Origin of the sequence: Halanaerobium sp. ST460_2HS_T2 (genome assembly GCF_003337665.1) — a bacterium.
Lineage (GTDB): Bacteria > Bacillota > Halanaerobiia > Halanaerobiales > Halanaerobiaceae > Halanaerobium > Halanaerobium kushneri.
In genome coordinates this window covers 1-22,034 of the sequence record NZ_QPJF01000031.1, presented here as the reverse complement: position 1 = coordinate 22,034, position 22,034 = coordinate 1, and the positions used below count along the sequence as shown (strand labels likewise).

Annotated in this window: 17 protein-coding genes; all 17 read left to right on the top strand. The window is 35.9% G+C overall.

Annotation, left to right across the window (positions count from 1 at the left end):
• Positions 1 to 72 precede the first annotated feature (72 nt).
• The 17 genes from DFR80_RS13020 to DFR80_RS12940 all read left to right on the top strand — a co-directional run bounded on the left by DFR80_RS13020 (position 73) and on the right by DFR80_RS12940 (position 21,525).
• Positions 73 to 1,440, top strand: a complete 1,368-nt coding sequence (locus DFR80_RS13020; RefSeq protein ID WP_114490213.1) for a sugar transferase — start codon at positions 73 to 75, stop codon at positions 1,438 to 1,440.
• Between the two features lie 82 nt (positions 1,441 to 1,522).
• The gene (locus tag DFR80_RS13015) at positions 1,523 to 2,431 is read left to right on the top strand and encodes an SDR family oxidoreductase (protein WP_114490212.1); all 909 of its coding nucleotides are present in this window, start codon (positions 1,523 to 1,525) and stop codon (positions 2,429 to 2,431) included.
• A gap of 235 nt (positions 2,432 to 2,666) precedes the next feature.
• Positions 2,667 to 3,800, top strand: a complete 1,134-nt coding sequence (locus DFR80_RS13010; protein ID WP_114490211.1) for an ROK family transcriptional regulator — start codon at positions 2,667 to 2,669, stop codon at positions 3,798 to 3,800.
• A gap of 4 nt (positions 3,801 to 3,804) precedes the next feature.
• On the top strand, positions 3,805 to 5,343 hold the full coding sequence (locus tag DFR80_RS13005; RefSeq protein ID WP_114490210.1) for a phosphodiester glycosidase family protein: 1,539 nt from the start codon (positions 3,805 to 3,807) through the stop codon (positions 5,341 to 5,343).
• Positions 5,344 to 5,353: 10 nt separating this feature from the next.
• On the top strand, positions 5,354 to 6,664 hold the full coding sequence (locus DFR80_RS13000) for a sugar ABC transporter substrate-binding protein (protein WP_114490209.1): 1,311 nt from the start codon (positions 5,354 to 5,356) through the stop codon (positions 6,662 to 6,664).
• 66 nt (positions 6,665 to 6,730) lie between these two features.
• Positions 6,731 to 7,606, top strand: a complete 876-nt coding sequence (locus DFR80_RS12995) for a carbohydrate ABC transporter permease (RefSeq protein ID WP_114490208.1) — start codon at positions 6,731 to 6,733, stop codon at positions 7,604 to 7,606.
• Between the two features lie 12 nt (positions 7,607 to 7,618).
• The gene (locus DFR80_RS12990) at positions 7,619 to 8,452 is read left to right on the top strand and encodes a carbohydrate ABC transporter permease (protein WP_114490207.1); all 834 of its coding nucleotides are present in this window, start codon (positions 7,619 to 7,621) and stop codon (positions 8,450 to 8,452) included.
• A 4-nt stretch (positions 8,453 to 8,456) separates the two neighbouring features.
• Complete coding sequence (locus DFR80_RS12985) at positions 8,457 to 9,896, top strand: phosphoglucomutase/phosphomannomutase family protein (RefSeq protein ID WP_114490206.1); 1,440 nt, start codon at positions 8,457 to 8,459, stop codon at positions 9,894 to 9,896.
• Positions 9,897 to 9,919: 23 nt separating this feature from the next.
• Positions 9,920 to 10,726 (top strand): sugar phosphate nucleotidyltransferase, encoded by an 807-nt coding sequence (locus tag DFR80_RS12980; protein ID WP_114490205.1) that lies wholly within the window; start codon positions 9,920 to 9,922, stop codon positions 10,724 to 10,726.
• 386 nt (positions 10,727 to 11,112) lie between these two features.
• Positions 11,113 to 12,447, top strand: a complete 1,335-nt coding sequence (locus tag DFR80_RS12975) for a hypothetical protein (RefSeq protein ID WP_114490204.1) — start codon at positions 11,113 to 11,115, stop codon at positions 12,445 to 12,447.
• Between the two features lies 1 nt (position 12,448).
• Positions 12,449 to 12,982: an ABC-three component system middle component 1 gene (locus DFR80_RS12970; RefSeq protein ID WP_114490203.1), complete on the top strand. Its 534-nt coding sequence runs from the start codon at positions 12,449 to 12,451 to the stop codon at positions 12,980 to 12,982.
• The gene (locus DFR80_RS12965; protein WP_158537721.1) at positions 12,975 to 15,788 is read left to right on the top strand and encodes an AAA family ATPase; all 2,814 of its coding nucleotides are present in this window, start codon (positions 12,975 to 12,977) and stop codon (positions 15,786 to 15,788) included. The genes DFR80_RS12970 and DFR80_RS12965 overlap by 8 nt, the downstream gene beginning before the upstream one ends.
• Before the next feature lie 289 nt (positions 15,789 to 16,077).
• Positions 16,078 to 16,959, top strand: a complete 882-nt coding sequence (gene cysD, locus DFR80_RS12960) for a sulfate adenylyltransferase subunit CysD (RefSeq protein WP_114490201.1) — start codon at positions 16,078 to 16,080, stop codon at positions 16,957 to 16,959.
• Between the two features lie 9 nt (positions 16,960 to 16,968).
• Positions 16,969 to 18,777, top strand: a complete 1,809-nt coding sequence (locus tag DFR80_RS12955; protein ID WP_114490200.1) for a GTP-binding protein — start codon at positions 16,969 to 16,971, stop codon at positions 18,775 to 18,777.
• On the top strand, positions 18,771 to 19,346 hold the full coding sequence (gene cysC, locus DFR80_RS12950) for an adenylyl-sulfate kinase (protein WP_114490199.1): 576 nt from the start codon (positions 18,771 to 18,773) through the stop codon (positions 19,344 to 19,346). The genes DFR80_RS12955 and cysC overlap by 7 nt, the downstream gene beginning before the upstream one ends.
• A gap of 194 nt (positions 19,347 to 19,540) precedes the next feature.
• Positions 19,541 to 20,932, top strand: coding sequence for a DASS family sodium-coupled anion symporter (locus tag DFR80_RS12945; protein ID WP_114490198.1), 1,392 nt, complete (start codon positions 19,541 to 19,543; stop codon positions 20,930 to 20,932).
• A 116-nt stretch (positions 20,933 to 21,048) separates the two neighbouring features.
• Positions 21,049 to 21,525, top strand: a complete 477-nt coding sequence (locus DFR80_RS12940; protein WP_114490197.1) for a hypothetical protein — start codon at positions 21,049 to 21,051, stop codon at positions 21,523 to 21,525.
• The last annotated feature ends 509 nt before the right edge of the window (positions 21,526 to 22,034 follow it).

The window sequence follows — 22,034 nt, the reverse complement described above, 5'->3', positions numbered from 1 at the left end:
GTATAATAGAAAATGAATATATGCTAAAATTTTGCAGTTGAAATAGATTGTTTTACAAACAGGGGGATCTTTATGAAGACCAAAGAATTAATTATGAATACAGTTCGAATCATTGGAGATATTATTTTTGTTAATATAGATTTTTTACTCGCTTTTAAACTGCGCTTTGGAGACACAATTCCTGCTCAAAACTATAATGCTTACATGGACTTAATACCATACATCTCTGTTTTTGCAGTTCTCTTATTTCAAATGTACAACCTTTACAGTAATCAATTGAAAAGAAGAATAGATGAGATATTCTATACTTTTATTCCAGCAACATTCATAATGGTCTTATTTGTAGGAACCTTAACCTATCTAACTCATTCTTTAGCTTTTCCGCGCTCAGTTTTTTTGATTTCTTTCCCAGTGCTTTTTGTAACCATGATAGCTTGGAGATACTTAGCTTTAGCTTTAGAACGTTTTATTTCTAAAAAGGAAGATATAATTATCGTAGGTCGTGGAGAAAATACAGCCAAGTTGATTAAAAATATTGCTCATTCGATGCATAAAAGTTATAATATAAAGGATGTAATTATAGATAATCCCGATTATCTTAAAGATTTAGATTATGTTAAGTTCGATCTTTCTACTGATTTTAGTAATTTAGAAGAAAAATTGATGGCCGTGGAAGCAGATATCATCTTTGTTGCTTCCAACTTAAGTGAAGAAGAAAAAAAGGATGCTTTTTATGCAGCTCTGGAAAAAAATTGGGAAGTTTCTCTGGTGCCGGAATTTTATGAGATTATGCTTTCCGGTTCTCGGTTAGAACAGATAGGAGAAATGCCTGTTTTTGAGATTGTTGCTCCTCATAATTCAATTGGTTTTTTCTTTAAAAGGGTGACAGATATTATTCTTTCTGCTGTTGGGCTGCTTTTAAGTCTACCTCTAACTATACCTGCTGCATTAGCAGTTAAGCTGGAGAGTAAGGGGCCTCTATTCTTTACCCAGGAGCGAATCAGTCGAATGGGAGAGAAATTTGAGGTATATAAATTCAGGACTATGGTCAATAATGCAGAAAAAGATACAGGTCCTGTCTTAGCCCAGAAAAATGACAGTCGAGTCACAAAAGTAGGTAAATTTTTAAGAAAGACCAGAATAGATGAGATACCTCAGTTAATAAATGTTTTAAAAGGAGATATGAGTATAGTTGGTCCAAGACCTGAAAGACCGCATTTTGTTGGCCAGTTTGAAAAGGAAATACCCCATTACAAATACCGCCACTTTATCAAAACAGGGATTACAGGTCTGGCTCAGGTTTACGGCTTCTATGATACTGATGCTGAGGATAAGCTCAGAATGGATCTTTTATATGCCAATAAGCGCTCATTTGTCTTTGACTTAAAAATCTTACTGGAAACTTTAAAGGTTATCTTTATGGGGCATAAAGCAAATTAATATAATTCAAGAAATTTCACCCGGTGCTAATATTCTGCAGCAGCGGGTATTTTATTACACAGATCAGGGGAGTTGATAATTAATGAAAGTATTAGTAACAGGTGGAGCAGGCTTTATTGGCTCCAACATAGTAGATGGCTTAATTGAAGCAGGTCATCAAGTAATAGTAGTTGATAATTTAAGCACAGGTAAAAAAGAAAACTTAAATGACCAGACTGAATTTTATCATCTGGATATTAGAGATCAGGAATTAGAGAAAGTCTTTAAAGAAAATGAGATTAGCCATGTAATTCACCATGCAGCCCAGATAGATGTTCAGCACTCCATTAAAGACCCTCTTCAAGATGCTCAGAATAACATTTTGGGCACTATCAATCTTTTAGAGTGCTGCAGAGCATACAATACAGAAAAAATAATTTATGCCTCATCTGCGGCTGTCTACGGAGAACCAGATTATCTGTCGGTAGATGAAGAACATTCTATTAAGGCAATGTCACCTTATGGGATTAGCAAACATACTCCAGAGCATTACATAAAAATGTACAGTGAATTTTACGATCTTAAATACACTATTTTTCGCTATGCCAATGTCTATGGCCCAAGACAGGATCCAAAAGGGGAAGGTGGAGTAGTTTCCATTTTTGTAGATAAGATGCTGGCAGAAGAAAGGCCGCTAATCTTTGGTGATGGTCAGCAGACCAGAGACTTTATCTATGTTGCTGATTTGGTAAAAGCAAATCTAATGGCCTTAAAGCAGGGAGATAATATCCTGGTTAATATCAGTACTGAAAGTAGAGACAGCGTCAATGACCTGGTTGACTACTTAAATGAAATTTTACCCTATGATCTGGATCCTATTTATGAAGAAGCACGTCAGGGGGATATACGGCATTCTTCTTTAGCAAATGGTAAAGCAGAAGAGCTTTTAGGCTGGACTCCTGATTATGATCTTAAAACTGGTTTAGAAAAGACTGTTGAGTACTACAGATAAGCATAAAGTTGTTTTAGCTGCTTATACATTTTTAATAATTCAATAGAGAAGTTGAAAGATATTTAATCCTCTTAGTGCAGATAGGTCAGGTAATAATTTTTTCTGCTTAAGGGGATTTTTATTTCGATTATTTTTTAATAATATTCAGAAAATTATTGACAAGCAGAAAATTATATAATAAACTTAGTTTATAAAGTGGTTTTATAAAGTTTTTAATTAAGCTGGAGTGATTGTTATGGATAAAGAAGAACGTTTAAAAATATTATATAAAATACTATTAGAAAATGAAGCCTTAACCAAACCTGAACTGGCTGAAAAGGCCGGGCTTTCTCTAACAGCAATTTCTGATTATATCAACGAACTGGTAGATTCTGATTGGATTTTACCGCGCAAAAAAGCCGATTCCAGCGGGGGGAGAAGGGCAGTTATCTATGAGATTAATGCCAAAAAAAGATATATAATTGGAATTGATTTAAAAGACAGCCATTTTTATATCTTCATCTCTGACTTAAAGGGAGAAATAATTAAAACTAAGATCCATTATCTCAATAACTGCAGCTTTAATTATTATATTAATGAAATTTTAAAAGTTATCAGAACAATCTTGGCTGAACTTAATTTAAAAAATGAAGACTTTCTTTCTTTCGGGATTTCTATTTCTGGAATCACGGATTTTGAAAATAAAATTGTAAACCGCTCCAATCAGCTTGACTGGACAGATCAGCCGCTCGCCGAAAGGCTGGAAAAAGAGCTTGAGATTCCTGTCTTTGTAGAGACTGATGTCAGGATTTATGCCCACAATGAATTAGATAAGGATGATCAAAACAATATAACCACAGTGCTCTTTATAGGAGAGGGAATAGGCCTGGCTTTAATAGTCAGAAATCAGATCCTGCAGGGTTATACAAATCGGGTTGGTGACAACAGATTTTTTGGGGAAAAATTAAAGAATTTAATTTATATCATTCGTAATGATCAGTATCTAAAAGAAATTAATAAACTTCCCTATTATTCAAAGGAGTTTGAGGAAGAAAAAATAGAAGAGTTAAACCAGAGATACAAGGAATTTATCAGCAAAAATCAAAAAAACAGCAAAGAACTCAATGATTTTACCGACTACATTGCTTCGATGATGTTATCTACCATCAATTTATTAAATCCTAAAAAAGTTCTTCTAACTGGAAATGTCTTTGATTATAATGATCTGATCTATTCTCAGGTCAGAGAAAAGATATCTGCAGGAGAGATGTATCATCTACCGGAGATAAAAAGAAATAAAAAGAGCGAAAGCCCGTTAGAAAAGGCAGTGCTTTCATTTTTAATGCAGAAATTTTTTGCAATAGAAAAATTTAATTTAATGAGGGAGTAAATAAATGATATTTGAGCAGCAGATGAGCTACAGCAGAGAAAAAATAATACGCGAAGATCAGAGCTACTATAATCTGGTTGAATTAAGACTCAAAGATGCTTCCAGAATAGACTTTGAGAAAGTTGAAAACAAAAATTTTAAGGAAAAACTCTTTGATACCGCCCACTTAAGACTCTTAAAGGCAAAAGAAAGAGGAGTAGAAAAGCCTTTGGTTATAGTCTGGGCTGCTTATGGACATCAGATTTCTGCAGCTGATTTTTTCCCGGAGCTGCTTAAAAGCTGCAGTGAAGAGTATCTTAGTTTAAATGCCCTGATCAAAGAAAAAATGAAGGCTTTAATCAAAAGCAAAAATTACATAATCAGGGATAATAAACTCAGGGTAAAGGCTTTAAATTCTGAGTCTGCTCGTGCTGCCCAAAAGATTATCAGCTTTTTAGAAAGTGAAGAGAGAATCAAAGTCTATCAGAGTGAGAGTGAGCTCAGTCAAGAGGAGATCTATAGAAGTTTGGATTATAAGCGGGATTTAATTGCTGTTGGAGAAATTGCCTATCCTTCAAACTACAGTAGAGAGCATAGATATCCACTCAGCTTTAACGGCTCCTATTTCTTACTGGAGGAGGCCGACTGGGAGAGCAAATATTCACTGCTTGGAGACCACTACGGCCTTTTGATCTGTGAAGGGGAGATTATAAGCCCACCACTTTTCAAGCGCTCAACCCTGCTTAAAGATCAAAATAATAACTGGGAGCTAAAAAAACCATTTTTAAGTGACTTAAGCCTTAAACTGCAGGGGAAAAAATTTAATTTAGCTAATTTTGAAGTTAACAAAGAAGCTGAATTCAGCCTCTATAACCGCTACTTTGGGGTAGAAGAAAATAAAAAAGCACTTGGAATAACACCTGCAGCAGCAGATAAAATAGAGATTATAATAATTGACAATCAGGTTGTTGGTGTTAAAAGTGGTGGAGAAAATGAAATAGCACAAAATTCCCTGATCCTTTCCCTGCCGGCTGCAGAATTTGAATTTGACCCTAAAAAATCTAAAAAAGTTGAATACAGCTTTAACAGCGGTAAAAAATATCAGTCTGCCCTGCAGGCAGGTCCGCTTTTAGTTGAGGACTTTAAATTAAGGCTCGCTCAAGACACTTTAAAGGAGGAAGAGTTCTTTGGTGCAGATCCCAAGGGAAAAAGGGGACAGTTTGAGCGGGTTGTGCCCACAGATTATGCCGCTGACATTGATCAGACGAGGGCGGCCCGGCTGGCTGCAGGCATCTCAGCTGAGGGAGAATTCTGCCTCTTAGCAGTAGAATCTGTAAATACAGGAATGGAAGCCGGTAATGAGTCTTCTGGAGCCACCCTGCTTGAAATGGCAGAGCTGGCTCACAAAAGAAATTATAAATATGCCTTGAATTTAGATGGAGGTGGTTCTGCAAATATTCAATATCTTTACGGCAAGCTGCTTAAGACAGCCGATCGTAGGGGGCTGCCGGAGGTTGTTTATGAGAGAATGGTTCCAGTTTTAGGCTTTATAAAACAAACTTAGGGGGATAAAAATGCAAAAAAAATTATGGATTATTAGTCTTTCAGCTTTATTAGTTTTATGTTTCGCCTTTACAGCTTATGCCCAGACAACAACGATCCGCTACTTTATGTGGGATCCGGAGTTTAAGGATTTAGAACAGGGGTTAATTGATGAGTTTGAAGCAGAAAATCCGGATATTGAAGTTGAATTTACAGCTTTAGAACCATCTAATTACTGGCCTAAGATTTCTGCCATGGCATCAGCTGGTGAACTGCCAGATGTATTTAATATGTCTTCAGGCTATATTGATCAGTGGGCTGGAGACGGTTTACTGATGAATATTCAGGATGAGGTTGATAAGCTGCCCCAGGATGACTATTTTACCAAGGTATTTTCTACCCTGCGCTATCCAGATAAAGAGAGCAGTGACATGTATGGTATTCCCTATGCCTGGGTAACAACTGTTTTATACTACAATAAAGATATGTTTGATGAAGCAGGAATAGATTATCCAAGTGATGACTGGAGCTGGGAAGATTTCCGCAAGGCAGCTCAGGCCTTAACTATTGATGAAAATGATGATGGTGTGGCTGAGCAGTACGGTTTCTGGTGGTATGGACGCTATGCTCATGTAGAGCCCTGGATTTATGCCAATGGCGGCCGGATACTTAATGAAGATAAGACAAGAATCGCTGTAGATGCAAAGGCAAAAGAAGCTCTAAACTTCTTGGCTGATCTAAGCAATGAATATAATGTTTCACCACCTAAAAGAGATATCGTAGGCATCAGACAGCAGGATATGTTCCCCTTACAGCAGACAGCAATGTGGGTTGATGGTTCCTGGAATGTTGCTCATGTACGACAGATGGGAGAGGGAGCCTTTGACTGGGGTATTGCTAAAGTTCCTCAGGGTCCTTCAGCAGAGGCTGGAGAGTATGAAGCCTATGGCTGGCCTGATTCTCTAGTTATTTCTAAAGAAAGCAAGCATAAAGAGGCTGCCTGGAAGTTAGTTAAGTATTTAATTGGTAAAAACCGTCCTCTAGAATCATATATGGCAGGTAAGGTTCCAATCAATAAATCACTTGCTAATTCAGATGAGTGGCTGGAAAAGGATAAGCAGCCGGCTGAGATGAATATCATTTTAGAGTTAGGGGAAATGATGGGCAGAACCAGCTTTACTCCTGGCTGGGGTGAATGGCGCGGCTATGCAGATACAGGTGGAGCCGGAATGAATGGTGTGCTTGACAGCATTACTAATGGTGAAATGACTGTTGAAGAAGCAGTTGAGACTTTCACCAAATATGGAAACGAAGTATTAGAAAGATACTATCCAGAAGAATAGAACTGATAAGTAGAGGAATGGAGATTTAATTTATCTCCATTTCTCTTTAAAAAGGAGGTACTGCTGATGCGTTATAAAAAAATAACTCCCTGGTTATTTTTAATTCCAACTCTGCTGGGGTTGATTTTTTTTAGATTGGGACCGATGATCGCCGCCGGAATGGCTAGTTTTACCAGGTGGAATGTCTTTTCACCGCCGGAGTGGATTGGACTCGGTAATTATATAGAACTTTTTAATTCTGATATATTTCTTTTAATCCTAAAAAATACTGTTATCTTTACCCTTGTTTTTGTACCGGGAGTAATGGTGGTTGCTTTATTTTTAGCACTTTTAGTCAATAATAAGCTTCGGGGGATGACATTTTTTAGAGGCCTTTTCTATCTGCCAGTAATAACTTCTGTAGTTTCAATTGGAGTTATCTGGAGCTGGATTTTAAGTCCCCGTTTTGGACTTATCTATCAGCTTGTTAATAAATTTTTCAGTGTGGCCCGGTTGCCTTCACTTTTAGGTGATGGCCGCTACGCTCTTTTTACCTTGATTTTTGTGTATATCTGGAAGATGGCAGGTTACCAGATGATACTTTTTTTAGCAGGTCTGCAGAACATACCATATATGTATTATGAGGCGGCAACTATTGATGGAGCAAGTATCTGGCAGAAATTCAGATATATAACCCTGCCCTTATTATCACCGACAACCTTTTTTGTACTCATTATCTCTATTATCATGTCTTTAAAAACTTTTGAGTTAACATTTATCATGACTCAGGGGGGACCAAATTATGCTTCATCTACCCTGATTTTCAGTATTTATGTTAATGCCTTTAAACATTTCAGGATGGGTTATGCATCTGCAATGTCCTACATTTTATTTATCATTGTAGCTGTTTTCACCTACCTTAATTTTAAATATAAAGATCGCTGGGTCAACTACAGTGAATAGGAGGTGCTTAAATTGAGTCTTGCTCGTAAAATTTTATTATACACTATTTTAATTATTATTTCTCTGACTACTATCTTTCCTTTTTTATGGATGCTTTCCTCATCTTTTAAAACTATGGGAGAAATCTTTGCCTTAACTCCAAACTTTATTCCGGCCAAGCTATTTAAAGAGGGAATGTGGGATAATTACAGAACAATTTTAAGTGAATATAACTTTTTCCGCTTTATTTTAAATTCATTTCTGGTGGCAGGTCTTGCTGCTTTAGGACAGCTCTTTACCTGCAGTCTCGGGGGCTTTGCCTTTGCCAGGATGGAATTTAGGGGTAAGGAAGTAATCTTTGCTCTAATGCTGGCGACAATGATGATGCCGATTCAGGTCACCATTATTCCCGAATATTTTATTATGCTTAAACTCAACTGGTATAATACCTATCTACCTCTAATAGTGCCTTCTATATTAATCGGTTCCTTTGGGACTTTCCTCTTCCGCAGCACCTTTGAAAATATGCCTTCTTCAATGGAAGAGGCGGCTTTTATAGATGGAGTTAGTGACTGGCAGATGTATTATAAGGTCTTTCTACCAAACGCCAAACCGGCTCTCGCTTCATTATTTATTATTGCCTTTATGAATAACTGGAATGCCCTTTTAAGACCTGTTATCTATATTGATAAACCGGCTCTTTATACAGTAACTATGGGACTTGCCATGTTTAAAGGTAATTATGGAACCCAGTGGCATCTGCTTTTAGCAGGATCAGTGCTTTCAATTTTACCTATACTGCTGGTCTACATGTCGATGCAGAAATACTTTGTCAGAGGAATGCTGACTTCAGGAACTAAGGGGTGATTAGATGATAAAATTTGGAACCGGTGGCTGGCGGGCAATAATTGCTGAAGATTTCACCTTCTACAATGTTAAGCTGGTGGGAAAGGCGATGGCCCGCTATATCAAAGAAAATAACTTTAAAAAGGAAGTTGTTGTCGGTCATGATTTCCGCTTCTTATCAGGGAGATTCTCAAGGGCATTATCAGAGAGCTTAGTCGAAGAGGGAATTGAGGTCTTATTTATGGAGGAGGCTGCACCAACTCCAATGGTTATGCTGGCAGTTGATGAAAATAATTTGAACCTTGGTGCCTCGGTTACAGCATCACACAACTCTGCTGAATACAATGGGATTAAAGTTTTTGTGGAAGAGGGGAGAGATGCTCCTGAGGAAGTGACTGACCGCCTGGAAGAGCTGGTGGAAGAGGTTGGCGAGATAGATTACCAGCGGGGCATCTTTTTTAAGCTGATTGAAGAGGGAAAAATAAGCTATTATAATAATAAGAATCAGTATATTGATTCGCTTTTAGCATTAATTGATGAAGAATTAATCCAGTCAAAAAACTTTCGCATCCTCTTTAATCCGATGTATGGAGTTTCCAAAGATATTATGATGATGTGTCTTGCCTCACTCCGCTGCTATGTTGACACCATGAATGCCTACCGGGATACGATGTTTGGTCTTGATATTCCCTCCCCAAATAGAGAGCAGCTCGGTGATATGGAGGTCAGAATTGAAAAGGGGAAATACGATTTCGGTCTGGCTACAGATGGTGATTCTGATCGGATGGCCCTGATCGATGAAAAGGGTAATTTTGTTGACTATAATGATGTGTTGAAGCTATTATACTACTATCTTAAAGAATACCGGGGTGAAAGCGGTGGTATAGTAAGAAATATTGCAACCACCCATATTTTAGATGAGATGGCTGAATATTATGGAGAAGAAGCCTATGAGGTTCCTGTTGGCTTTAAAAACATTTCTCAGTCGATGCAGGAACATGACCTTTTATTGGGAGGAGAGAGCAGTGGCGGACTTAAAATCAGAGGTCATATCAACGGCAAGGATGGTATTTTAGCCTCACTGCTGGCTGTGGAGATGATGGCCAGAACAGGTAAGAAAATTGGAGATATTTTAAAAGAGATCGAGAGCAAATTTGGCTCACTCTATTTTTCTTATGACAATTTTGAATACGAGTCTTCAGAGAGAAAGAGGCTGGAAAAGCTGCTTTTTGAAGAAAAGTACCAGCCTGATTTTAATCTTTTAAGTGAGAGTGACGCTTTGAGCAATAAAAAGCTTCTTAAAACAAGTTATCTCGATGGGGTTAAATACTATTTTGATGATCAGAGCTGGATTTCTATTCGTTTTTCCGGAACTGAGCCCCTGCTTAGAATCTATATGGAAATGAGAGATCAGGCTGAGGTAAAAGAAATTATAAACTTTTTAAAAAGTGATTTGAATATATAAACTTTACTTTTGGAGGAATTTTTATGTCTAAGCTGGATGAGCAAAGAATAGAATACGGCCTGATTCTGGCAGCAGGCAGAGGTACCCGCCTCGGAGATTTAACTGAGGAGCTTCCAAAGGCCCTGGTTAAGATAAAAGAAGAGATGAGAGTTATTGACTATATTTTAAAGGGCTATGCTGCAGCAGGTTTAAAAAAAGCAGTAATTATAATCGGCTATCAGGGAGAGAAGATAAAAGATTATCTTGGAGATGAGGCCTATGGTCTTGAAATAATATATATTGAGCAGGATCTTGATAATTATGGTACGGCAAAGGCTGTAGAGCAGGCTAAAGCTCTGCTTGAAAACAAATTTTTTATAATGACTTATGGAGATATAATTACAGAGGCTGAAAACTATAAGCGGTTAATTAAAGCTGGCCGTGATTTAGGCTTAAAGCATTCAGGTATGCTCTTAAACTGGCTGAAGGAGATTAAAAAAGGCGGGCTGGTTAAATTTGAAGCTGATGAAGAAATTTTTTTTGAATTCAATCAAGATCATAGACTGCAGAAGAAGGAAAAAGAAGTTTTTAAGGTTAAAAGTATCAAGGAAAAACCCGATCAGAAGGGTGGAGGCTGGAACAGTGCCGGTATCTATTTATTTTCTCCAGAAATTTTTAAATGGATTGCTCAGGTTGACCCTTCTGACCGGGGAGAATATGAGCTTCCTGCAGCAGTTAATCTGCTTTTAGAAGCTGGGGAGAAACTCTATGCTTTAAAAAGTAGAGGCTACTGTCAGGATGTGGGGACTCCTGCTGATCTGGATTATTTAAAAAAGTTTTTAGATAATTAAAATGATATTTCCTGCCATTTTTAGCTTAATTTTTCAAAGTTATTAATCAGCTCCTTTAATTTGATTGGTGTAATTAAGTTATTTAGATCAATTTATTTTAATAGCTCTGCGTTAATAGAAAAGGTGTATAAAAATCAATGAAAAGAAAATATTCAAATTAGCTTACCGCTTACAAATGTTGTTATGACAAGAATGTTGATGATATATCTAATGGCATAGAGATGGGATGGGTGATTCTCTAGAACAAGAACTAGAACAAGTTATAAAAACGTTTGTTAGAATTAAAATTTTAAATTTAATTGAGAAAATTTTCACTAAAAAGCAGGGAAAATTATACTTCCCGTGAAGTATAATAGTATAAATTTCCCAAAAAGGAGTATATACATATGCCTGCTAAAAAAATAAAAGCAGTAAAATCTTTATTTAGAGCAGCTTTATCAATATCTAAAAATGATTATCTAAGTTTTTTGCAGTCTCTTTATGATCTATTTTCACAATTTTCGGAAGCAAGAGAGGTTGAGTTTGAAGACATTTTTAGAGAAGCACTGACTTTAACTTTTGAAAATCAGAAGAATTATCTCCTGCAGTTTGCTGATTCAAAGCAGGAGATTGATTTGCTCAAAGAAGAAGTTATCACTTCAATTTCTCAAAGTGATATATCAATGACAGGAAAAGAATTAGTTCAGCTAAAAGAAAAAGTATTTTTAGATAAATTATCTCAACTCTTAAAAGATAAATTAATAATTAGTGGTCATACTTTAAATGAACAGGATATTGAATCACTAGTAACTTCATTTTTAAAAGCACTTAGAGTAAAAATTATTAAATTGATTTCTCAAAACCAGGCTCAATTTAACCAACTTATCTTAAAATATAATCAGGAGCATCAGGCTGATTTATTAACTATCAAAAAAGAGTTAGAAGATTACTTTAATTGTTATCAGGAGATTTTAATAGAATTAAAAACTGATACTGAAGATATAAAAGTGATGCTGATGGATTTAGCAAGAGATATTAAGAGTTTAAAAAAAGAAGATGATCTCAGTTTTGAAGAACTTCTAGATCAAGTTACTGCAAATATTGAAAATGAATCTTATCAAAATAAAGTGGTCAAACGCTATTTTATTAACCAAATGACTGAGCTATTACTGGAACTTAAAGCAGAAGGAGAGCAGAGATTTAGACAATTAATTAACACAATATTATTACCTCTGCCCAGAAGGATTAACCCAGACCGCAAACTTAATTATAAGGAGAAACTACACAGTATAACAAATATAATTAGGTTGCTGACAATGCTCAAAATTTATTATCCTGATCTGGATTTAAATTATAAAATAGCTTCTCCCATGCAGATATCCGAAGAAAATGATATCTGTTACTTACATACAGAAAAAAATGTTCAGATAGAAAAGGCCATTATTGATTTTTTTAATTATGATCCTGCACCAATAGAAGCAGAAAAAATTAGCCACTTTATTGTTGCCAGAGCAAGTAAATATAGCTGTACAGGTAAGCATACCGAAGGGTGTAAGCTTCAATTTAAATATATTATTAAATCTATCTCTGATATTCCCGATAGTGACCCGCGATTTTTATATACAGAAATCAAAGATCAACATAGTTATATAGGCCACTGCGGCAGCTGTTTTACAATAGCATATTCTAATGATCAGAATAAATTCAAAAAGCGTCTAGAAGGTTTACTGGAGGTAAAATAAAATGTTTAAAAAAACGATTCAGGAATTATTTGAAGTAAAAATTCATCAGGATCAAGAACTAAAATATTTAAATTCATATTTTACTGATCCGGAGGAAAAAAAGTTTGTGTTTGCTTGGAGCAGCTTTAATAATTTCAGTCAGCTTAATCATAGCTGGGAGGATTATCAGAATCAGGATATTGCTCTGTACTTACAGAATAAAAAATATGGTAAACAAAATATACGCTGGGATATCTATTATCTTCTTTTTTATCCAGCTGGAGAAAAAATTGATCCTGCAGAAATATTTAAAATTGAAAAAGACAGGCATATCTGTCGCAAAATAATAATCGAATATCAAAACCTGGCTGATTTAAAAAAACAGTTAAAAAATAAACTACCCTTTAGTTCTGAGTTTTATGATTCAGCTAATACAGCAGGCAATTATACTCAGCAAGAATTTTACAGCAGACTAAAAAACAAACTGGGTTTTGAAGCAGCAGAAATTAAAAACATGCTAAAAATCAATAATGGTGGTGAAAAGGAGAATGAATAATTTTGATCTAATTAGAGTAGAAATCGATTACTTTCGAGGCTACAGCCAAAAGAGGATTTTTGAACTTGAGAGTGGAAGTGATTTATCAATACTAGCAGGAGCCAATGGTCTTGGTAAAACTTCATTTTTTGATGCTGTAGAATGGGCTTTTAGTGGTAGACTCTTCCGCTATGAGGAGGCTAATGAAGAGAAAAACAATAGTCACTTTATCAACCACCGCTGTGGGGTAAAAAATGAAGTGAAAAAACCAGCAGAAGTTAGACTAACAATTGCTAATGATCAAGAAAAATATTTCATTACCCGTAAATCAATTAACTTTAAAAATAAAAAAAGTGATTATGGAAGTTACCGCAGTCAGCTGCTGCTTGTAGACCAGAATGATAAAAAATATTTTAATCAAAAAGCAGAAAAAAAGCTGGATAGTATTTTAATCAAAAAAGAATGGCAGGGAGAACTGAAGTTCAAAGAAATTTTTAGTTATTATCATCTTCTGACTCAGGATAAATTAAATGCCTTTGTTCGTAATGCTAAGGGTCCAGAAAGATGGCAGCAGATTTCCAATTTGTTGGGAACCAGACGTTTTTTGAGTTTGAGTGAAGAATACAAAAAGAAAGCTGAAAAAATAAAAGAAAAGTTGAAACCTCTTGAAAAAAAGTGTGAAAATCTTAAAGCTAAAAGTAATAATTTTTCTAATTTATATTCAGATAAAAATATTTCTCAGGCAAATAATAATTTTGATTTACTTTACTATAAACACAATTTAGAAAAATGGAAAGACGAATTTGAGCTGAAACTTAACTTAGATAATTTTAATTTTGATAATCGAGATGAAAAAATCGAATATTTGCTGACTGCTGCTGAAGAAATAAAATTTGGTCTAAAAGCAGCTTTTGATAAAAGCGAAGAAAAGATATCTGCCATCAAAAATTTAAGAAATGATTATAATAGCTATCAAAAATATAAAAGAGAATTCAAAATCCTTAAGCGTTCAAAATCATTATTTGAGGAATTGAGGAACTTAAACTATCTAAAAGAGCATTTAGAAGAATATTATGATTATCATAGTTTATTAAAGAAAATCGATCAGAAGAAGAAAAAAATTCAAAAAGAAAAAGTTGAAATCTTAGAAGCCAAAGAAAAGCTTATTCCGAAAAAAGAAAAGTTAAAAAATCTGTATGAATTGTTAACAAACATGGAAAAAGATGAGCACAAAAATTATAGTAGATTTTCTAAATTGAGTTCTATCTTAATGACGTTAAAAATTATTTATCCAAATAGCAGCAAAGAATATAATTATTATTTTAAACAGATTGGTAGAATAAAACCTAAAGTTGATGAATTAGAAGAAAAACTCAAAAATTGCGCTAATACAGCAAATAAACTGCAAAACCAACTATATGAAATAAACCATTTTAATGATGAACTTTTCATTATCCTAGAAAAAAGCTTGAACTTTTTAGAAGAAGAAAAAACTAGCGAAAATGGTAAAGTTAAATGTCCTGTCTGCAGTAAAAGTTACCCCAAAATAGATTTAATAACAGAGATTAGAGCTAAAATTAGGACAGGTAGTAAAAAAGTAAAGCAGCTAAAAAAAGAAATTGTTAAAAGGAATAATGAGGAAAGACTTTTAAACAAAGAACTTAAAAAAGAGTATCAACAATTAACAGATCTGATGACAGATTTTGCATCTGATTTAAAAAAGGATCTGGATATTTTATTAGCACGGGAAAATGATTTTAAAGATCAGCTGGAAACTTTAAGAGAAAAAGAGAAGACTTTTAATAGAAAACTGGAGGGATTAAATTATATAAATCATCAAATTAAAACTATAATTGAACAATATGATCAATTAAAATTGAGTTCAGATACTGTAATAGAAACTTTTCTTGATAAAAGAATTGAGAGGCTTAAAAGAAATAAAGCAAAATATAAAATTACTTTTAAAGTAGATAATTATCAGGGTCTAGAAAAGAGAATAATATTGCTGAATAAAAAAATAAATAAATTTGAAGAGAAGCTAAAAAAATATAATTTAAGCAGAAAAGTTAATCATAAAATTCTTAAAAATAAAGAAATAGATTATCAAAATTTAAAAGAAAAACAGAAAAGTGCCCATCAAAAATCTGAGATGATGCTAAAAAGTTTAAAAGCAAAGCAAAAAGAGTTAAGAGAAAATGAAATTAGAATTCGGCATTATAAAATTAAGGAAGAATTAAAAGCGGCTAAAGCAAAAAAAGAAATATATTTGCAGAAACTAATTAAAACTGAAAAAATAGTTGAAGCTGTCAAAGATGTAGTCAGTGAGATGAACGAAAAAATACTGAGTGAACAGCAGGAATTTATTAATAGAATATTTAAAAGAATTTATCCCCATCCTTACTTTAGAGATTTAATTTTAAAGATTAGTGCTAATAGCAGAGGTAATAATTCTTTAATGATTAGCTGTCTAGATAGTGATGTAAATAAGGAAATTAACCCTGCCTATACTTTTAGTGCTGCCCAGATAAATATAGTTGCCCTCAGTATCTTTCTATCAATGGCTTTAAAACAGAAATTTAGCAGATTAAATACAATTTTACTCGATGATCCTGTCCAAAGTATGGATGATTTAAATATAGTATCTTTTGTTGATGTTTTAAGGAGCTGCTGCCTGGATAATGAAGGATTAAATAAACAGCTGATTGTATCTACCCATGATGATAAGTTTTATCGACTGCTAAGAAAAAAGTTTCGTTTCCTTTCCGCAGCAGGACACTACTTTACCGCTTATGATCAAAACGGACCAGAAATTATTATTCAGACTTAAAAAAATTATTAACAAGTTATGATTTTAGATTTCGAAAAAAAGAGAAAATGAGGAAAATTAAATATTAAATATTAGTAGCAGTTTCTATCTTTTACTGGGGTCTGCTCTTTTTCTATAGAGCTTGTTTTTACTGCCATATTTTGATAGAATCTAATCAGTTGAAATAAAGTTTTTAAAGCTCAAAATTTCGAGCTAATTCGACAGAAGAGCTTGCTTATAGAGCCAGGATAAATAATGACCAAGATTTCTAAAAATCCTGGCAGCTATATATTTTTAAGGAGGGTCAAATTTGGATCATTTAGATAAGTTAGAAAGTAGAAGTATTCATATTTTAAGAGAAGCCTACAGTGAATTTAATAATATCTGTATGCTCTGGTCAGTTGGTAAGGATTCAACAGTTATGCTCTGGCTTGCCAGAAAGGCATTTTTTGGTCATGTACCAATTCCCTTAGTACATATTGATACAAGTTATATGATTCCGGAGATGATTGAACACCGGGATAAATTGGCAAAAAAGTGGAATCTTGATATGATCTACGGTCAGGATGAAGAAACTCTGGCAGCAGGAGATACCTTTCCCAATGGTAAGGCTACTCACTTAGAATGTTGTGGACGCTTAAAAACAGATGCCCTGAAAAATACTTTAAACGGTAACTGGAGACGCTACAGATACAATCACAATAAAGATAAATATGAACTGGACAGCAACCGCGTGCCCTACACAGGGGTAATTGTTGGTGCTCGTGCAGATGAGGAAGGCTCCCGCTCTAAGGAGAGATATTTCTCACCCCGGGATCGAAATAATGACTGGGATATTGGCGATCAGCCGCCTGAGTTCTGGGATCAGTATAAGACTGATTTTGCTCCTGGTACGCATGTTAGAATTCATCCACTTCTAGACTGGACTGAGCTTGATGTCTGGGAATATATTCAGCGCGAAAAGATACCTATGGTTTCCTTATATTTTGACCAGGGTGAGGGTAAACGCTACCGCTCTTTAGGGTGTGCTCCATGTACTGAGCCAGTAGAATCTACAGCCTCAACAGTAGATGAGGTAGTAGAAGAGCTGAAAACAGGTAAGTTTTCCAATATCGCTGAGCGTGATGGAAGAGCTCAGGATAAAGAAGATGGCGGCGGTTTAGAAGAACTGCGCAAAGACGGATATATGTAGGAGGTAGAGATGAATAAAACAACTGGAGAACAGGATTTGAATTTAGTTATTGCAGGACATGTTGATCACGGTAAAAGCACAATAATCGGGAGAATGCTGGCAGATACAGATTCTCTGCCTGACGGCAAGTTAGAACAGGTAAAAGAAACCTGCCGCAAAAACTCAAAGCCCTTTGAATATGCTTTTCTTTTAGATGCTCTAAAAGATGAGCAGGCTCAGGGAATTACAATCGATTCAGCCCGCGTCTTTTTTCAGACAGATATGAGACAATATATAATTTTAGATGCTCCGGGGCATATTGAATTTCTAAAAAATATGGTAACAGGTGCAGCCAGAGCAGAAGCTGCTCTACTGGTGATCGATGCTTCTGAAGGAGTGAGGGAGAATTCTCGCCGCCACGGTTATATGCTTTCCATGCTTGGAATCAAGCAGGTGGCAGTAGTGGTCAACAAGATGGACTTAGTTGACTATGACGAAGATACATACAATCAAATAGTTGAAGAATACACAGACTTTTTAGCTGAAATCGGACTTGAGGCAGAGCGCTTTATCCCGGTCAGCGGCATGCTCGGAGATAATGTAGCCGAAAAATCAGAGAATATGCCCTGGTTTGAAGGCAAGACTGTTTTAGAACAGCTGGACAGCTTTGAAAATGCAGCCCTGCCGCATAATAAGCCCTACAGAATGCCGGTTCAGGATGTATATAAATTTACCAAAGGAGGAGATGACCGCCGCATAGTTGCCGGAACAGTAGCAGCAGGTGAATTAAATATCGGGGATGAGGTTGTTTTTTATCCTTCAGGTAAGAAGAGTACTGTTAAAACCATAGAAGGTTTTGAAGAAGATCAGCAGCATAAGGTTAAGGTCGGTAAGGCAACCGGTTTTACCCTGGATGAGCAGATCTATATCACTAGAGGTGAGCTTGCCTCTAGAGCTGATGAAGCTGAGCCCCAGGTTTCAGCAAGAATCAAGGCCAATTTATTCTGGTTGGCCCGTCAGGATTTAGTTAAGGATAAGGTCTACCACTTAAAACTCGGTACAGCCAAGGTTAAGGCCCGCCTTGAAAAGATCAATCGGGTTATCGATGCTTCAAACTTAGACCAGGATGAAAGTAAAGAAAAAATAGAGCGCCACGATGTAGCAGAGGTAGTCTTTAAGCTCGATAAGGCGATGGCCTTTGATTTAGCAGGAGAGATAGAAGAAACCAGCCGCTTTGTCATTGTCGATGACTTTGAGATTGCCGGTGGTGGAATTATCTCTGAGGCCTTAGAAGATGAACAGAGCTGGGTCAGAGAAAAGGTTATGCGCCGTAACTACAACTGGGAGCAGTCTTTAATCAGCCGCGAAGAAAGAGCAGAGAAATACAATCAAAAATCAACTCTGGTTTTAATTACTGGAGAAGAGGATGTAGGTAAAAAGCCGACTGCCAAAGCCTTAGAAAAGAGACTCTTTAATGATGGTAAGGTAGTTTACTTCCTCGGTATCGGAAACCTCCTCTACGGTGTTGATGCTGATATTAAAAATGGTGATAACGGTCATAAAGAAGAACACCTGCGCCGTCTGGCAGAGGTTTCCCATTTAATGCTGGATGCAGGTGCAATTTTAGTTGTAACTGCAGTTGAACTAACTCAGTCTGATCTGGAGTTAATTAAGACTACAGTTAACCCTCAGCAGATCGAAACTGTCTGGCTTGGGGACAGAGTAACTACAGACTTAGAATTTGACCTCCATATTCCAGAATTCACCTCTGAAGATCAGGTTTCAGCTCAGATAAAGGGCCTGCTTCAGGACAGGGGGATTATCTTTAGACCATGGTAGATAATATAAAGTGGCATTCAGGTGAAATTGATAAGGCTGCCCGGGAAGAACTTCTCGGACAGCAGGGAATGGTGCTCTGGTTTACCGGACTTTCGGGTTCCGGTAAATCAACCATTGCTGTTGAGGTAGAAAAGGAGCTCTACCGGAGGGGTAGAGCTTCCTACCGCCTTGATGGTGATAACCTGCGCTTTGGTCTAAATAAGGACCTCGGTTTTACAGCTGAGGATCGGCAGGAAAATATCCGCCGGATAGGAGAAGTAGCTGCCTTATTTGCAGATGCCGGTCTGATAACTTTAGCTTCTTTTATCTCTCCCTATAAGGCCGGGAGAGAGGCCGCCCGTCAGGCTGCAGGGACTGAAAACTTTAAGGAGATCTATGTTAAAGCCAGTGTAGAAGCCTGTGCCGAGCGGGATCCAAAGGGGCTTTACGAAAAAGCCAAAAAAGGTGAGATTGAAAACTTCACCGGGATTTCTGCTCCTTATGAGGTGCCTGAGAATCCGGATTTGATAGTGGATACCGAAAAATTGAGCCTCAAAGAATCAGTTGAGCTGGTGCTCAGCTTAATTTAAAACGTACACGCACCGTGAACCACCCGATTTAAGTCGTTTGCTGTCGAATCATTTTGATTTAGATCGGTAGATACTAAAAATTATAAGTTAGATTTATAAGAGAACTAAATAAAAGTTTTATAGCCTCTCCTCTTAGTGAAATTGGGAGAGGTTTTTTATTTCAGATTTAGTTTTATTAAAGGGGAATGGTTTTGATGTTTAAATATTTTAAAGAAATAATAAAATACACAGGTATTATTCTTTTTATCATCCTTTTAGTTATGCCGACAATGGCTGGTTTAAATCCAGCCGGGCAGAGGGCACTGGCAGTTTTTGTGCTGGTTTTAAGTTTCTGGGTATCACATGTACTGCCTCTTTCTGTAACTTCACTTTTGGGAATTGCTCTTTTACCTTTATTAAATGTGATGAGTATTGAATATACTTTTTCTCTCTTTGGCTCCAAGGCAATCTTTTTTATTCTGGGAGCTTTAATTCTGGCTTCTGGCCTCTATCAGACAGGGCTAGGTTCCAGACTGGCTTTTAAGATAATCTCATTCAGTGGAAAAAGCCCACTTAAACTCTTATATGGAATTTTATTTACAGCCGCTTTTTTGTCCTTGATTATGCCAGAACATGCTGTTGCAGCTCTGCTTTTTCCGATAGTTTTAGAGATTGCTGTTAGTCTCGACTTAAAAAGGCTGGAAAGTAATTATGGTAAGCTGCTTTTTTTGACAATGGCCTGGGGTACAGTAATCGGTGGAATCACCACCTATCTTGGTGGTGCTCGCAACCTGCTGGCAGTTGGGCTCTTAGAAAAGCACTACGGTATTTCGATCGGCTTTTTTGAATGGATTAAATACAGCTGGCCTATTCCCTTTCTGCTCTTAATTGTTTTTGCAGTGATTATTGCTAAATTTGCCGAAATTGATATTCAGGACAGCTCCCGCTCCTTAAAAAAATTGAAAGCGGAGTCAGAGTCCAGGGGAGATTTATCTAAAGCTGAGAAAAAATTGATTCTAATATTAGGAGCAGTAATCTGCAGCTGGTTATTTTTATCAAATCTAATCAATATTGCATTGACAGCCCTGCTGGGGGGAGTTTTAGTGGTCGCCTTTAAGGTAGTAGGCTGGCAGGAAGTAGAAGCCTATGTTAACTGGGGAGTAATTTTAATGTACGGGGGAGCAGTTGTGGTCGCTTCTTCCTTAGTGGAAACCGGGGTAACTGACTGGATGGCAGCCAGATTCTTTTCTCAATTAGAGCTGGCACCATTTTTATTTATTGTCATCCTAGCAATCTTTACCTCAGTTTTAACTGAGGGTGTGAGTAATGTAGCCTCAGTAGCAGTAATTCTACCTCTTGCCTTCAGTGCTGCTGAAGCCTACAGTTTAAACCCAGTTCTTTTAACTTTATCTGTTGCTCTATCTGGAGGTCTTGCCTTTTTACTGCCGATGGGAACTCCACCAAATGCAATTGCTTTTTCTTCCGGCTATTATCAAATCAAGGATGCTTTTAAATGGGGGCTTTTACTTAAAGTAATAGGCTGGCTGATCTATATTTTAGTTGCTAGATTCTACTGGCCGCTGATTGGACTGGAGATTTTTATCTAAAAAGCTTTAGAAAATTATTAGTTAAAGGTATAATGGTTGCGCTTAGGAGATACATTTTTAGAATAGTAATTAAATCAAATTCAAAAAAGTGATTAAAACTTGTGAGGGATAAATAAATGAAAAAGTATATGCTGATTTTGTTTAGTTATGGTGGTCTGAAAAAAATTAATCAACATCTAGAAAAAAAGCTAAAACCAGAAGATAAGCTTCTAGTTAGAGCTTTAATGCTCGAAGAAGTGCCAAAGCTTTTTGAACATTTGATTTCTGATGTCGGGTTTTTAGGTGAGAAAGTAGTCAGTGATGTAGAGGAATCTGTTGTTGATATCTATAGGGGAAACGCTAAAGATTACTTAGCTGAGATAGCAGAAATGGCAGCAGAGAAGAATTTTAAAGTCGATAAAAAATTAATTGAAGAAGAAAATTTAGGGATGTTAAAAGATGAAATTAAAGCATCTGAGCTCGATGGAATCTTTATTAATTTTTCCGACAACGAATTTGTTTCCAATCAGGTTAAAGAAGATGAGCTGAAAAAGCTGCTGAAAGAGATTGAGCTTAAACAGGATATTTTTTATGATGGAGAGCGAAAAAAGTGATTAAAGGGATGTGCACCTACTGTTTGCAGAACTAATTTTTACTAAAAGAATAAAAGTCAATAACTTTTTATCACTGTCCTTTTATAGGGCAGTTTTTTACTTGTTTTATTTCTAAATTTATTTTCAGCAAGTGAAAATGTGCCACCATACCAATAGAATTATGTGTCGCCTGGTTTAAATAACAGAAGGGAAATAAGCTAATTATTCCCTATTATGCAATTAATTAAAGAAAAAAATTTAAAAATTTAAAATAAAAAGAAGGAATTTTACCACTGGTATGCAATATAGTATATAGAGGTACTTACCAGTGCTTACCACTGGTTGAAAAAAGGAGAGATTATTTATGACTCAAGATAAAATTGATCGCAATGATTCTAAATTTATTTATCAACAAATTTGCGACATTATACTAAATAAGCGAATTTCATAATACGCTTAATTTAGTTTAATTCAAAAAAATATTGTCTGCGAATCATAAAAATAAGCCTTTTAACTTGAATTTGAAGATT

Excerpts from the sequence above, each read along its gene's own strand:
- DFR80_RS13010 (WP_114490211.1), top strand. The coding sequence starts at position 2,667 with ATGGATAAAGAAGAACGTTTAAAAATATTATATAAAATACTATTAGAA.
- cysC (WP_114490199.1), top strand. The coding sequence starts at position 18,771 with ATGGTAGATAATATAAAGTGGCATTCAGGTGAAATTGATAAGGCTGCC.
- DFR80_RS12985 (WP_114490206.1), top strand. The coding sequence starts at position 8,457 with ATGATAAAATTTGGAACCGGTGGCTGGCGGGCAATAATTGCTGAAGAT.
- DFR80_RS13005 (WP_114490210.1), top strand. The coding sequence starts at position 3,805 with ATGATATTTGAGCAGCAGATGAGCTACAGCAGAGAAAAAATAATACGC.
- DFR80_RS12980 (WP_114490205.1), top strand. The coding sequence starts at position 9,920 with ATGTCTAAGCTGGATGAGCAAAGAATAGAATACGGCCTGATTCTGGCA.
- DFR80_RS12965 (WP_158537721.1), top strand. The coding sequence starts at position 12,975 with ATGAATAATTTTGATCTAATTAGAGTAGAAATCGATTACTTTCGAGGC.
- DFR80_RS13015 (WP_114490212.1), top strand. The coding sequence starts at position 1,523 with ATGAAAGTATTAGTAACAGGTGGAGCAGGCTTTATTGGCTCCAACATA.
- DFR80_RS12945 (WP_114490198.1), top strand. The coding sequence starts at position 19,541 with ATGTTTAAATATTTTAAAGAAATAATAAAATACACAGGTATTATTCTT.
- DFR80_RS12955 (WP_114490200.1), top strand. The coding sequence starts at position 16,969 with ATGAATAAAACAACTGGAGAACAGGATTTGAATTTAGTTATTGCAGGA.
- DFR80_RS13020 (WP_114490213.1), top strand. The coding sequence starts at position 73 with ATGAAGACCAAAGAATTAATTATGAATACAGTTCGAATCATTGGAGAT.
- DFR80_RS12995 (WP_114490208.1), top strand. The coding sequence starts at position 6,731 with ATGCGTTATAAAAAAATAACTCCCTGGTTATTTTTAATTCCAACTCTG.
- DFR80_RS13000 (WP_114490209.1), top strand. The coding sequence starts at position 5,354 with ATGCAAAAAAAATTATGGATTATTAGTCTTTCAGCTTTATTAGTTTTA.
- DFR80_RS12975 (WP_114490204.1), top strand. The coding sequence starts at position 11,113 with ATGCCTGCTAAAAAAATAAAAGCAGTAAAATCTTTATTTAGAGCAGCT.
- DFR80_RS12940 (WP_114490197.1), top strand. The coding sequence starts at position 21,049 with ATGAAAAAGTATATGCTGATTTTGTTTAGTTATGGTGGTCTGAAAAAA.
- DFR80_RS12970 (WP_114490203.1), top strand. The coding sequence starts at position 12,449 with ATGTTTAAAAAAACGATTCAGGAATTATTTGAAGTAAAAATTCATCAG.